Origin of the sequence: Lentzea waywayandensis, assembly GCF_900115955.1 — a bacterium.
Lineage (GTDB): Bacteria > Actinomycetota > Actinomycetes > Mycobacteriales > Pseudonocardiaceae > Lentzea > Lentzea waywayandensis.
In genome coordinates, this window is sequence record NZ_FOYL01000001.1 from 1,030,341 (window position 1) to 1,043,397 (window position 13,057).

A 13,057-nucleotide genomic window follows, 5' to 3' on the forward strand; every position below is an offset into this window, starting at 1 on the left:
CGCCACCGGCGCCGGAACACCGGCGAAGTCGGCGAGCTTGATCCCGGACGCCGTCACCACACCGCCGTGCGTGTACAGCAACGTCGGACACGCCATCACCTCGAACGCCGCCGGCACCGGATCATCGGCACCGACCACGGCCACCCGCCCCAGCCCGCAGACCTTCTCGACCAGCCGCGCCGTCGCCTCGGAATCACTCGGATCTCCGTCCACAACGGACACGGCCCGGCGTTCTCCTGCAGCTCCCGATCCCTGGCCACCAGCCCGTACGTGAACAGAACGTGCACCACCACCACGGCGAGCAGCAAGACGGCAATCGTGAGCAGGGTCAACGGTTCCTCCCAGGACACGGGCGCCGGCACGAACGCGGCCACGGCGATCAGTGATCCGTTGCGCACGAGGTGCCTGGGCCCCAACACATCCCCACCCGCACCAAAACACTTGCACCGCAATGACTTCCGGCTGGTCATCGCCAGAACGATCCCGCCGCAGAACGCCGCAGGCAACGTCACGACGACGCCGTACCCGAGCCTCGTCCCGGGAACGGCAAGCAGCACAACGGCCACCGCCTCCCCCGCGAGCACCACGACGGCAAGCTCACGGGCAGGCAACGGAACCAGGGCGGCGAGCGAGTCGTGGAACTCGGCAAACCCCTGCGGCCGCACCTTTTCGATGAAGACCGCGAGGAACACCGCGGCAAGCAGCACACGAGCGCACCGGTCGAGCACGTCAGCCCCAGGGAGCAGGCGGGGTGCCGGCGACGGATCACCGGCACTCCGTTGTGTCACTTGCAGGTGCTGCTCACCGACGAGCAAGTGCCGTTGCAGTTGAAGCGGTAGCCCTTCTTGCAACACTGCCCGTGCTCCGGCACACAGGCATCAGCACCGATCCTCGGCAGCACGAGTCCGACGAGCCGCTCACCGGCCAGCTTCGCGAAACGCTTCACGCGTCCGCTCCTCCCAGTTCGACCAGCATCAACGCCGCTCACGCTGACCGAGCCCGATCGGGAGGCGACTCGCGACGGTGTCGGACGCCCCGCTGTCAAATAGTTTCCATTTTCTGGCCAATTCCAGCCCAGGAGTGCCGTCTCGCGCTCGAACTCCACGGCTGTTGGTCGTTTCGGCGCAAGGAAACGCAAGGCATCGGCCTACCTGAACCACTCATTGTTGCGTCATCATGTGATTGCCTGCACTGACCGGGACTCGGCGCGAGGGGAAACGACACCATGAGCTCATCAAGCCTGGAGCCGGATCTGGAGTCCGCACTCATCGACCTCGAAGGCGTGCCGTTCACCAGACTGCGCGACCTGGACAGCGCCCTTCTACGCCAATCGCTGCGCCACGTGGTCGAACGAGCCGGCCACGTCAGCACGGGCTACAGAAGCAGCAACGCCTCCGGCGGTGAACGGATCGACTGACCATGCCGCATTCCGGCACGTACCACTATCTGCCGTGGAGCGACTTCGATTCGTTAGCTCGACTCAACGGTGATGCGTCCATGGTCGGGCGGTTGCGTCGAGCCGAGCACAGCAGGCGAAAACTGTTGTTGCACGCACTGCTCGAGGCGTCCGCGAAGACACCTGAGTTGTACGGGCCGTTGCCGCCGCTCGATGACGTGTGGGAACTGCTCGCACGGGTCGAAACGGTGTCACCGGTAGCACTCGACAGCTTGCTCGCTCACCCCTACACCGGAAGCTGGGCCGGATACACGACCCGGCTGCTGCACAACGGAATCGACGGCGTCTGTCCGTTGTGGATGCACCTTGGTCACGTGCACGCCGTCGCCGCGGCCGCGGCGATCATCGCCAACCTGGACTTCGAGATCGCCGTGCCGCTGTGGGACGGCAACGTGGCACTGCCGTCTCTCGGCATGGCACGGATGCCCGCCACGACACCGTTCTCCACCGCCAACGTGCGTGGCGCGCGCGGACGTCACGTGGTCTCCAGCGAGACAGGAGAGGTACGGCTGCCCGCTGATCTGGCCTCCGACGCGCCCGGCTGGTGGAGCGTGCGGAAGTGCGAAACCCACGTGGGGCGTCATCGGTTCTCGGTGAGCTTGGACGACCTCGACCCCTACCGCGGGCTCTACGAGCCACTGCCTCCGGAACGACTGGAGATCACCGAGCTCGGCGCGTGGCGCCGGCTGCTGGACGAAGCGTGGGAGTTGCTGGCCGGTGCCACGCCTGAACTCGCCGGACTGATGGCGACCGGCCTGGACTCGGTGGTGCCGAAGCCCAGCGTGCCGTTCCAGAACCCGAGTGCGTCGACCGGCGAGGCCTTCGGCAGCGCTGTGATCGGCCTTCCGACGGACGCCTCCGAGCTCGCTGCCACACTGGTGCACGAGTTCCAGCACATCGTGCTGGGCGGCGTCCTGCATCTGAAGCAGCTCTACGCGAGCGATCCGCGCGAACGGATCTACGTACCGTGGCGCGACGACCCGAGGCCGCTCAGCGGTGCGCTTCAAGGGGTTTACGCCTTCTTCGGTGTCGCGGCGTACTGGCGCCGGATGGCCGAGACCGAAACCGGCCCGTCGCGGCGCGCCCGGTTCGAGTTCGCCTACTGGCGCGGGCAGACCTGGCGCACGCTGGCGACTTTACGACGCGACGCGACGCTGACCGAGGCAGGACGACGGTTCCTCGACGGAATCGCGGCCGTCCTCGGCCCGTGGCAGCACGAACCCGTGCCCGAGGACATCGCCGAACTGGCCGAAGCGCTCGCCGCCGACCACCAGGCCGGGTGGCGGCTGCGTCACCTGCGACCGGATCCCGCGATGGTCGCCGCGGCGACCGGCGCCTGGCTGGCCGGACGTTCGCGACCGCCGGTCGTCCTGGCCCCGGCAGATCTGCCGCCGACTCCGGTGCCGGACGGGCCGTGGTCGCGAAGCCGCCCCACGTTGGTGCGACTCGGCTTGAGCAAGGGCGGGCACTCCGACCTGCGCGACATCTGGCCGACGGTTCCAGGAGCCACCGTCGCGGACTTCTTGCTGACAACCGGCCGGTTCACCGACGCCGCCCGGAGCTACCGAGCGGAACTGCGCGCGGATCCAGACCTGCCGGCATCGCTGGTCGGGTTGGGTCTCGCTCTCGCGGGAACCGGCCCCAACCCTGCCGCACGCGCTCTTTTGCACCGCCCGGAACTGGTACGCGCGGTGCACCGAGACCTCCGGCGCACCGCGCGTGACGTACCCACACCGGAGAAGCTGGCTTGGTGGCTCGGCCAACTCGTGTCCGGATGAGGCCCTGCTACATCAGCATCGGGTCGATGTCGCAGTCAGCTCGCGCTCCCTTGATCGCCGCGATGGTTCCGGGATGCGCCTCGCCCAGAACCTTGCGGTACTTGTCGAGGATCGGGCCGCGATAGGGCTCGGACTCCTCCAGCCTGCCCGCGGCACGCAGATCTTGGCCGAGGTTGAGCGAAGCGGCCAGCACGGTGGGGTGGTTGGTACCCAGCACTCGCTCACCGCGCTCGACAGCGTCCTGACCCAGCGCGATCGCCCGCTCGATCTCGCCCAAGGCGGCGAGGTCACTCGCCAGGTTGATCGTGACGATGATCGCGTAGGGGTGATTCGGCCCGATGCCGTTGCGGAAGAGTTCCAACGCCCGTTCGTCGAGCACTCGCGATTCTGCCGTCTCACCCCTGAGCCGCATCGTCACCGCCAGGTCCACGGTCGCCGCGATGGTGTGCGGGTGGTCTTCCCCGAGACTGGTCCGGTACCGCTGGAACGTCTCCTCGCCCAGTTCCTTCGAGGCGCTCAGATCTCCCGAGTGGCGAAGGTCGATCGAGTGCGCCAGGGCGCACGCCATGGTCGTCGGGTGGTCGTATCCGTACACCAGCTTGAACTGTGCGAACGCCGGAGCGGACAGCTCCTGGGCTCGCGCGTGGTCGCCGTCCTTGCGCCGTGCCACGGACAAGAGGAACGCGAAAGTCGCGTAGTCAGGGGTGTCCTCGCCGAAGCGCGCCCGGAAGAGTTCGGTGAACTTCTCCTGCTCGATCCTGGCACGCATGTACTCGCCGGCCTCTCGCCGGTCGACGATGAGCGAGGCGTTGGTGCCGAGCGTCTTCTGATGATCCGGTCCCAGCACCTCGACCCTGCGCCGAACGGTCTCCTCGTCGAGATCGGCTGCCGCCTGGTACTCCCCGGAGAGCCGGAGACTGAGAGCGTGCTGGTAGGCCGCGTTGAGCGTCTCCGGGTCGTCCTCGCCGAACAGCCGCTTGGACTTGTGGTAGATCTCGTCGCTCAGCTTCGTCGCGGCCGCGAAGTCACCCTGCGCGCGAAGGTCGATCACGATGTTGGTCTGCATCGCCAGCGTCTCTTCACTGTCCTCTCCGGACACCTGGATCCGGCGCTGGAGAGTGAGCTGGTTGATGCGCGCGGCCTCTTCGAACCGGCCCAGCACCCACAGGTAGAACCCCAGCCGTGACGCCACGTCCAAGGTCTGCGGGTGGGTGGGGCCGAGCTTGCGCTCGAAGCTCTCACTTGCCCGCTTGGCGACGTGCGCGGCTTCCTCGTGGTCGCCCCACGCGAAGAGGAAGCGCATCAGGTTGATGACGAGCTGACGCACCCAGCTGTCGTCGCAGTCGACGATGTCCGCCGCATAGGCGTGCGGCAGGAGCTCGCGATAACGCGGCCAGTGACGGCTCGACTCGGGGTCGTTGGGGTCGAGACTGGCGAGGAGCTGGTGCGCGCCGTGCCGCATCTGGGCCTGCAACTGTGGTGCCATGACTCGGTTGCGGAGCACCAACTGGACCAACCGGTGCAGCTGCAACGTGTTGCTGCCGTGGTCGATCTTCGCGAGACCGTAGCGGTTGATGTCGCGAATCGCCCTCGCGAGCTTGATCGGGTCGCGCAGTGCCGCGTCGAGCTCAGGAGAGATCGACACTCGGCTGACACCGGTGAACAGGTCGCGCGAGATCGGCTCCGGCGAGAAGAAGGCGCAGATGTGCAGGATCTGGTGCGCCGCGGGGTTTCGCGTCTTCAGTTCGTCGAACGACACGTTCCACGCGGCGGCGACCGAGAGCTCGTAGTCCGACGGGGCCGAGGTGTCGAGGATCTCCGCCACGGACTCGTCGAACAGGCGCAGGTACTCGCGGACCGGCATGCCGGTGACCGCGCGCCAGGCAGCGGCCTGCTCGATCGCCAGCGGGAGGTCGCCCAGCTTCTCGGCGAGCTGACTCGCTTCCGCCTCCTCGATCTCCGGACCGCGCTTGCCCAGCAGTTCGATGCTCTCCGCACGGTCGAACACCGCGAGCTCGAGCGGCCTGGCCACTCCGGCCCAGTCCGGGTTGCGGGAGGTGATCAGGACTTCGCCCGGGCCGTTGGTGGGGAAGAACGGGCGGACTTCCTCCGGGCTCTCGGCGGCGTCGAAGACGAGCAGCCAACGACGGAACGGGCGGCCCACGCGGAGGGCCTCGCGGACGGCCGGAACGGCCGTGTTCGCCTCGGAGGCACCGGGAAGCCCGAGCTGACGCGCCAGTTCGGTGAGGCCTGCGCGGATCTGGGTCGGGCGGGCCGCCTCGATCCACCAGATGAGGTCGTAGTCCTGGAGATGGCGGTAGATGTACTCGGTCGCCATCTGGGTCTTGCCGATTCCGCCCATACCATGCAGGGCGGACGGGAGCACAGCCGTGGCGCCGCCCGCGGTCAGGCGTTTGCCGAGCTGGTCGAGAAGTTCCACTCTTCCGGTGAAGTTCGGATTTCGCGGTGGAACATTCCCCCATACGGGGGGCGGATCATCCGACCTTCGTTCGTGAAACACTCGCGAAGTGGATGAGGCGTAAACCGTCATACCGCTCGCCTCAGGAAGGTCGGCGTCGCGCGGCCGAGACGAATGCGTGATGTCCGATACGGAATGAGCCGGGGTCTCGGATACCGTGGGCTTGCTGGGGCGCTCGGCCGTATCGGGCATGTCCTCGCTCACTGTCTTGATTGATTCAGAGGATGGCGAGGCCTCGCGCGTCACGGCGTTTCCCAGCCGGTCCGCGCGAGACAGATAGGGTCCCGACAAAGCCCTCATCACCGCACGTTCCAGCCCGACATCTGCGGCGTTCGCGCTGGAAAACACAGGATCCGGCGTGTTGTCCGGATCGGCAATAGCATCCCTGAGACGTTCGAGTACCGGAATACGACCCCCGAATTCGGCGGCAGCAGTCTGCACGACACTGGCGGTTTCCGACCGCCGAGCGCCGTTGAGCAGCAGTTCACGAACTGCCTCCGGGAAGACAAAGGCGCTTGTGGACTCGTCATCCTTGGGGGCGGCAGAATAATACAGCAGCTTGCTCAACAGTAATTCACCGAGGTGCTCCGGACCAGCTTCTGGAACGAACCGCCGGCGAACGAGTTTCACGACCTCGGGATGGGCCGGAACCGCCGCCAGCAACGTGGCCAGGCGCAATGCGGGCGGGGACGCCAGGCTTCTGAACCGGCCGACGTGCTCACTGGCCGACACACCCACGACAGGCGGTCCGGCCGGCGTGTTCCGAGTGGCCAGCAGAACGGTACCCATGGCCGGCCCGTGGTGCCCGGCCGTGATCAGCCGAGCCCACCACCGCAACCACCGCGGCTGCAGTTCGATCACCGGCACCGCCACGGCACCGTCGCGCAGGTGTGCTGCCGGGTCCTCTTCGAGCCAGGCGTCCGGAAGGTCGAACGTCCATCTGCTGTTCGGTCGCAACGCTCCCGGCACGGTCAGGTTGGCCCGGTGCAGCCGCACCGCTCCACGACCCCAGAGCCATTGGGGAAGCAAATGAATCACGCTCACCGGCATGGAACGCGCCCAACGGGCCAGCATCGGGTGCAGCACGTCCGGCCGCCAGACGTCTCCCACGCCGTCCGTCACCAGCACCGCCACCCGCCGGCCCGACACGTCCAGCACCTCGCCGGGGTCGCGCTGCGTCGCGTCGGCGCTACCTCCGCGCAGTACCGGGACCTGGGCGCCATCCTCGTTCTTGACGATGTCGACCAGGCGGAACTGGATCGTGCGGAACGCGCCGAGACGCGCGAGCATCTCCATGAAAGCGATGATCTTCGGTCGCCACAACGACATCGACGGGCTGTTGTCCATAACCACGGTCAGATCGAGCCAGCGCTCCGACCTCGACCGGGTGATCGGCCACCAGACACCGGTCTGCGCCGTCTGCTCCGCCGTCGCCACTTCGTCCAGAACCATCGCGTCGTCGCGGAACGAGGCGATCTCGCGCTTGAGCGGCCGCAGCGCGCGGAAACACTCCAGCGAATCGGCCAGCGCGGGACCGTCGACGGCGGCCAGCGGAACGTCCTCGTGATCGTCCTCGTTGCGGCTCAACGAACTCAGCGGCAGGACGTCGGCGGCTTCCGGTGGCGCCGTCTCACTGCGAGGTTCTCTCCCTGATTCACTCGAAGGAGGCACCACACGATCAGGCGGCTCCTCACCGACCGCCTCGGTGCGATCCGGCCGCGGAAGATCCTGCCCTGCGGTATCCCGCTCCGCAGGAGCCTGCTCAGGGGCGGTCGGTTCGCGGGTTTCCGTTGCCCCGCCTCGCATCGCAGCCGACAACCACACGATGTCCGCGACTTCGTGCCAGTCGAGGCTCTCGAGGCCGGCCACGTCACGGCCCCGTCACGAGTCGGCGCCACAGGGCGTCCACAAGCCTCGGCCACGCCGCGTCGTCCGGCTGGTACGCACCGGACGTGGCGAGGTAGACCGCGTCGAGCAGGCGGTCCGCGGGAAGACCACCCTCCGCGCGACTCTTCGCGATGAACTCGTTCACCAGCCGATCGCGGTGTTCCCCCTGCGGGTCCAAGAGGTGGTTGGCCACCATCGCGGCCAGCTGCTCGATGCTCAGGTCCTTGATCTCGAGCTGTAGCACGCGACGCAGGAACGCGGGTGGGAACTCGCGTTCGCCGTTGCTCGTGATCACCACGATCGGAAACGCACGGCACCCGACCCTGCCGTCCACGACGGTCGCGGTGCCGTTGAGATCATTCGTGTGCACGGACACCTCGCGCAGGTGGTTGCGCACGCGCGCCAGCTCCGGGATGACGAACTCGCCGTCCTCGAAGATGCTGAGCAGGTCGTTCGGGAGATCGGACTCGGACTTGTCCAGCTCGTCCACCAGGAGCACGCGCGGCAGCTTGGCCGGCAGGAACGCGGTCCCCAGCGGGCCGAGCCTGACGAAGTCGCCGATGGAGGACTCCTCGGCATCCCCTGGTCGCGTCTGAGCGGCGGCGGCCGCCTGCACACGGCCGATGGCGTCGTAGTCGAACAGACCGGAACGCAGCGTGGTACGACTCGTGATGGACCACCTGAGCACTCTGCCCAGGCGAAGCTCCCTGGCGATGCGGTAGGCGAGGCTGGACTTGCCCACACCCGGTTTCCCGGTCAACAGCAAGGGCCGCCGCAGATAAAGGGCGGCGTTGACCACGTCGAGCTCGTGGGCGTCGACGTCCGACTCGGCCAGGTGGATCTCCGGCCCGAGCCTGCGATCCGCCTCGCCGTCGTCGTCGGGCGGCACGTCCGGTACTGGAAGCGGGCCACCGCGAAAATCGCGCCAAGGTGGCGGTGGCGGAAGGAGCTCCGCGAGGTCGATGTCGTGGATGCGCCTTCCGGTGCCCTTGTAGATCCACCAGTCCGGTGCGTCCAGTCCGACGCGCTGAGCGTCGGTACCGCGTTCGTGCGCGCTCATGCCCAGCCCCCGCTCGACATCGGCGCCGACGGCCCGTCGAGCTCGACCATCCACTGTGGATCGTCGAGCAGCACCACGAGGTCCCGCACGAGATCGTCCTGCGCCGCCGCCAGAAGAGCGTCCCGATGACGGGCCGGCAGCCCGAAGATGCCGTCCTCACCGTGGACGAGCCCGGTGACCAGCATCCGCAGGTCCTTCGCGCCCGCCCGGGGATGCCAGAAGATCAGCGGCAGGCCGGATCGCAGCGCGGCGGTCAGCGCGTCAGGCCCGGCGCTCGGATCTGGACGTGCGGCAGGTGGTTCGTCCATCACCAACCCCACCCATCTGGATTCGCTCAGCACGGCGTCGATCGGATTCTCCTTGGTTTCCGCTAGCCCGTACGGGTGGATTCGTTGCAACGAAGAGTTATCCTCACGAAGAGAGTCCCACCGACGGCGCCATGGACGATGCCAGAACGTGGAGCGCATTCGTTCCAGTGACCGCAGCACAAGGGCGTAATCGTAGACCAGCGGACGGGGATCGCCAGACCGCCGTTCCTTGCACCAGGTGAAGATCGGCAGGCCGAGCAAAGGCCTCGCCACCACGAATTCCAGCGCGACGGAGATCGCCTGGTCCGACCACGCGTCTTCGGCTTCGACGATCACATCGTCGATTCGCTGCTCGAGTTCGTCCACCGCCAGCTCGAACACACCACCGCGAACCGGTGGCCATTCCAGCGGATCATCCTGACGCCAGAACGACAAAACGCATCGGCTCTCGTCTATCGCGTCGACATCTATTGCGATCATCAGATGCAACCGCGGGTCGTCGGGAAGAGGCAACCTGGCTGCCTGGCGCTCCCGCTGCGCGCTGGTGCGCCGCAGGGCGTGGCCCTTCTGCGCCGCCCAGATCTTGAGCTCGGCACCGTTCTCATCGCCCAGGTCCGCGGCCAGCAGTTCGAGAAACTCGATCGCGGGAGGAACGCCGTCCGGGCCGGCGTTGACATCGGCCAGGTGCTGAAAAGCGTCCCAGACCGAGCCGAACCGCGGCACCGGGACGATCGAACCGGCGGCGCGGCTCGCGAGCATGGGCAGCCTTGGAGTCTCCACTTCCACCAGAAGGCCTTGCAGGACCTTCATCTCGTCCTCGGTGAGAAGGCCGCGCAGCTGAGGGTTCGCATCCGATACCGGCGCGGCCATCGCCACGGGACGCGGCACGGCCCCGCTTCCCCCGTACAGACGCAGCCACGCGTACCCGTCGAACGTCTTGATCGAGACGTCGATGCGGCGGTAGGACTCCGGCGCGCTGCCAGGGTCCTGTTCGATCACCTCGCTGAAGAAGTGGGCAGACGAGATCATCGCGATCACTCCCTCGGAGCTTCTCAACTCCGCCTTCGCCTCCTCGGCGTCGAGAATTCTGAACGCCAGGTTCACCGCGTTCCCGACCCAGCCGTGTGCGTTCCTGCGGATGTCGCCCGCGTGCAGGCTCACCCTCAGCTTCAACTGAGCCGCTGCAACACGGGTCGAGTTGTAACGGCGAACCTCGGCGACCAACCGATCGGGCAGCTTGTCGGCGAGTTCGCTCTTCGACACGGTGGGCGGCACCAGGATCAGGGCGCCGTCCCCTCGGTCGTCGACGTCGCAGTCCTCAAGATCGACGCCCACGCCCGTGAACGCGGCCTGCAGCACACCGTAGAGACCTTCGTGCACCGCGAAAAGGTCCGCGGGCCGCCTGTCCCGGCGAGTGAACTCGGCGACGTCGACCACGACGATCGTCTTGTGCTCAGTCGGTGAAAGCTGCACGACCGTCCTTTCCGCGACATCACACCGGTTCCCACCGGCGCGCTGACGCGTCGTGTACCAGACCGATCGGCCTCCGCCGTGTGCCAAATCGCACACAACTCCCAGCTTCACCCATCGGGATCTCGCCCCGCAGACGTTCGGGCGTAACTACACCAGCATTCCCTTCCCTCCAACGAGCGAACAGGCAGGAGATTCAGCCGATAGGACGAGCGGCAGCGCATGACCACTCACGTGGACACGCGGTCGTCTTAGTCGACCGGCCGCGCCTGTCCGTTACAACCAGGAGCCCGGACCTGGCGGGTTTTAGATCGATCGGGGCAACGATCGCGGCCCCTGCACGTGAATCATGGAGACATGGGGATCGACCAGTCCTTCTGGGGGATGCTCGACGCGACCGATCACACCGCCCTGCGAGCCGCAGCCACCAGGGTCGCGTTCGAGCCGGGCTCGGTGATCTGTCATCAGGGAGACGTGTCGAGGAACGTGCTGGTCGTGTCACACGGCCGCGTGAGGGTGAGCCGGTTCACCTCCACCGGTGAGGAGACGGTGCTCGCGGTCCGAGGGCCTGGCGAGATCATCGGCGAGCTCTCCGCGATCGACGGCCGGCGGCGCTCCGCGACCCTCACGGCGGTAGATCCCGTGGGAGGCATAGTGATCTCCGCTCGTGCCCTGAAGCGGTTGTGCGAGCAGCATCCCCGGATCACGTGGGCGGTGCTGCGCGTCGTCGTGTCCCGTCAGCGGGCCACGGGTGACCAGCAGGACCTCAGGACGGGGCCGTCGCTGAACCGCGTCGGCGCGGTGTTGCTCGACCTCGCACACCGGGAGGCGGACGACATGATCGCGACGGTGCCGCTCACCCAGCGCGAGCTCGCGGGCATCGCGGGCATCTCCCGTGAGACGCTGTCGAGAGCGCTGAAGACACTGCGGGACGCGGGAGCAATCGCGACTCGCAGGACCAGCATAGAAATTCTGCGTGAGGATGAATTGCGCTCTCTCTGTGGCATCTGACGCAAACCTTCGGGGCTGATGGCGTTTTCCTTGGTGTACAAGACACCGAGCACCCATCAGGAGCCGTCATGAAGCGCCACACTCTGCCGGAACCCAACTCCCGCAAGCAGATGGCGCGTGCCCGCCGCAAGCACACGGAACGGGTGGTGTTCGCGGTCATCTTCACCAGCGTCGAACTGTGGGCCGTCGTGGCCGCCGTGGTGCTGCTGGAGGACGACGGCGTGCTCGCGGTCGCCGCGTCGGTGGTGCTGTCGGCGGCGCTCATCGCCGTGTGGGACACCTGGCAGTCGGTCGTCGTGAACGGGCGGGCGTTGCGCCTGCAGTCACGGGAAGAACCTTCTGCCGAGGAGGCCGCACCGGACCAGGCGATGAAGCTGGTCCGGCTCTGATCCAGGTGTGGCCGCGGCGAAGGGGGGCGCGGCCACACCGCCCGGCCTCACCTGCCCGGCTGTACCAGCATCGTGCGCACGGCCGAGGCGATCAGCTCGGACGGCGAACCGGTGCCGTACGGCGACGGGATCTCCCGCAGCGCGGCCCGATGCCCCTCCACGTCGTCCAGCCACGCCAGCACCGAGCTGCCCACCAGCGGGCCGGGAGGAACTAGCGTGCCGAACGTGCCCTCGATCTCCGGCCGTTCGGTGCTGTGCCGCACGACCACCACGGGTCGCTTCAGCACGCTGACCTCCTCCTGGATTCCACCCGAGTCCGACACGATCACCGCGGATCCGTGCGCCAGGGCCAGGAAGGTCCGGTACGGCTGGGGTTCGATCACCTGGAGACCGTGCAGCAGGCTGTCGAGACCGAACGCGGTGACGCGTTGCGCGGTGCGCGGGTGCAGCGGCAGCACGACCGGGAGCGGCAGCTGGCCGAGCTCGCGCAGGATGGTCTCCAGGTTGGCCGCGTCGTCCACGTTCTCCGGGCGGTGGATCGTGGCGAGGACGTAGCGGTCGTGCTTGAGGCCGAGGTCGCCCAGGACCACGTCCTCCTCGTCCGCGGAGGGCAACGCGTGCGCCAGCGCCTCCACGACGGTGTTGCCGGTGACGGCGATGCGGCCGTCCGCGACGCCTTCGGCCAGGAGGTTGTGGCGGTTCAACGACGTCGGCGCGCAGCAGAGGTCGGAGAGGTGGTCGATGAGCACGCGGTTGTGCTCCTCCGGCATCGCGCGGTCGTAGCTGCGCAGGCCCGCCTCCACGTGCACCAGCGGCACGTCACAGGCGTTGGCCGCCAACGCTCCCGCGAGCGCGGAGGTCGTGTCGCCCTGCACGATCACGGCTCCGGGCCGGTGGGAGGCCAGCACCTCGTCCACGGCCGAGACCGCGCGGCCGAGCTGGTCGCCCCGGCGCAGGCCGCCCAGCCGCAGCTCGTGGAAACCGCCCGGTTCCGGCACATCGCGGCGGATGAGCGAGTACATCGAGCGGTCGTAGTGCTGGCCGGTGTAGATCATGGTGCACGCGCTGCCGAAGTGTTCGACGAGCGGCGCGAGTTTGATCAGTTCGGGCCTGGTGCCGCAGACGATCGTCACGATGTTCGTTTCCCGCACCGCGGCAAGGTACTTCATCGATCTTGACGAATCCGGGCAAATCCCCTCGGCGTTCACCCGAAAGAGTT

Annotated in this window: 10 protein-coding genes; 4 read left to right on the plus strand and 6 right to left on the minus strand. The window is 67.4% G+C overall.

Annotation, left to right across the window (positions count from 1 at the left end):
• Positions 1-95: 95 nt before the first annotated feature.
• Together BM417_RS04325 and BM417_RS47545 are read right to left on the minus strand one after the other, a co-directional pair.
• On the minus strand, positions 96-788 hold the full coding sequence (locus BM417_RS04325; RefSeq protein ID WP_143138493.1) for a MauE/DoxX family redox-associated membrane protein: 693 nt from the start codon (positions 786-788) through the stop codon (positions 96-98).
• A complete protein-coding gene (locus tag BM417_RS47545; RefSeq protein ID WP_177320205.1) occupies positions 785-946 on the minus strand; it encodes a hypothetical protein in 162 nt (53 codons plus the stop codon). The genes BM417_RS04325 and BM417_RS47545 overlap by 4 nt, the downstream gene beginning before the upstream one ends.
• Before the next feature lie 279 nt (positions 947-1,225).
• On the opposite strand from BM417_RS47545, the gene BM417_RS04330 reads away from it, so the two are divergent.
• Both BM417_RS04330 and BM417_RS04335 read left to right on the plus strand, forming a co-directional pair.
• Positions 1,226-1,417, plus strand: coding sequence for a hypothetical protein (locus BM417_RS04330; protein ID WP_093588375.1), 192 nt, complete (start codon positions 1,226-1,228; stop codon positions 1,415-1,417).
• Positions 1,418-1,509: 92 nt separating this feature from the next.
• Positions 1,510-3,234, plus strand: a complete 1,725-nt coding sequence (locus tag BM417_RS04335) for an HEXXH motif domain-containing protein (protein ID WP_245821688.1) — start codon at positions 1,510-1,512, stop codon at positions 3,232-3,234.
• Positions 3,235-3,241: 7 nt separating this feature from the next.
• Here the strand turns inward: BM417_RS04335 and fxsT are convergent, their stop codons facing one another.
• The 3 genes from fxsT to BM417_RS04350 are packed head-to-tail and all read right to left on the minus strand — an operon-like array spanning position 3,242 to position 10,441.
• Entirely contained in the window at positions 3,242-7,582 is a 4,341-nt protein-coding gene (gene fxsT / locus BM417_RS04340) for an FxSxx-COOH system tetratricopeptide repeat protein (protein ID WP_281251287.1), read from the minus strand.
• Between the two features lies 1 nt (position 7,583).
• Positions 7,584-8,660, minus strand: coding sequence for an AAA family ATPase (locus BM417_RS04345; RefSeq protein ID WP_093588377.1), 1,077 nt, complete (start codon positions 8,658-8,660; stop codon positions 7,584-7,586).
• Positions 8,657-10,441 carry a VMAP-C domain-containing protein gene (locus BM417_RS04350; protein ID WP_093588378.1) on the minus strand — a complete coding sequence of 595 codons (1,785 nt, stop codon included), beginning with the start codon at positions 10,439-10,441 and terminating at the stop codon, positions 8,657-8,659. Before BM417_RS04350 ends, BM417_RS04345 begins: the two co-directional genes overlap by 4 nt.
• Before the next feature lie 354 nt (positions 10,442-10,795).
• Here BM417_RS04350 and BM417_RS04355 point away from each other — a divergent pair, with 354 nt between their 5' ends.
• The gene (locus tag BM417_RS04355) at positions 10,796-11,449 is read left to right on the plus strand and encodes a Crp/Fnr family transcriptional regulator (RefSeq protein WP_093588379.1); all 654 of its coding nucleotides are present in this window, start codon (positions 10,796-10,798) and stop codon (positions 11,447-11,449) included.
• 68 nt (positions 11,450-11,517) lie between these two features.
• On the plus strand, positions 11,518-11,838 hold the full coding sequence (locus BM417_RS04360; protein WP_093588380.1) for a hypothetical protein: 321 nt from the start codon (positions 11,518-11,520) through the stop codon (positions 11,836-11,838).
• 47 nt (positions 11,839-11,885) lie between these two features.
• Here BM417_RS04360 and wecB read toward each other — a convergent pair whose 3' ends face one another.
• A complete protein-coding gene (gene wecB / locus BM417_RS04365; RefSeq protein ID WP_245821690.1) occupies positions 11,886-12,989 on the minus strand; it encodes a non-hydrolyzing UDP-N-acetylglucosamine 2-epimerase in 1,104 nt (367 codons plus the stop codon).
• Between the last annotated feature and the right edge of the window lie 68 nt (positions 12,990-13,057).

Coding starts and splice junctions, on each gene's coding strand:
- BM417_RS04330 (WP_093588375.1), top strand. CDS start 1,226: ATGAGCTCATCAAGCCTGGAGCCGGATCTGGAGTCCGCACTCATCGAC.
- BM417_RS04355 (WP_093588379.1), top strand. CDS start 10,796: ATGGGGATCGACCAGTCCTTCTGGGGGATGCTCGACGCGACCGATCAC.
- BM417_RS04360 (WP_093588380.1), top strand. CDS start 11,518: ATGAAGCGCCACACTCTGCCGGAACCCAACTCCCGCAAGCAGATGGCG.
- BM417_RS04345 (WP_093588377.1), bottom strand. CDS start 8,660: ATGAGCGCGCACGAACGCGGTACCGACGCTCAGCGCGTCGGACTGGAC.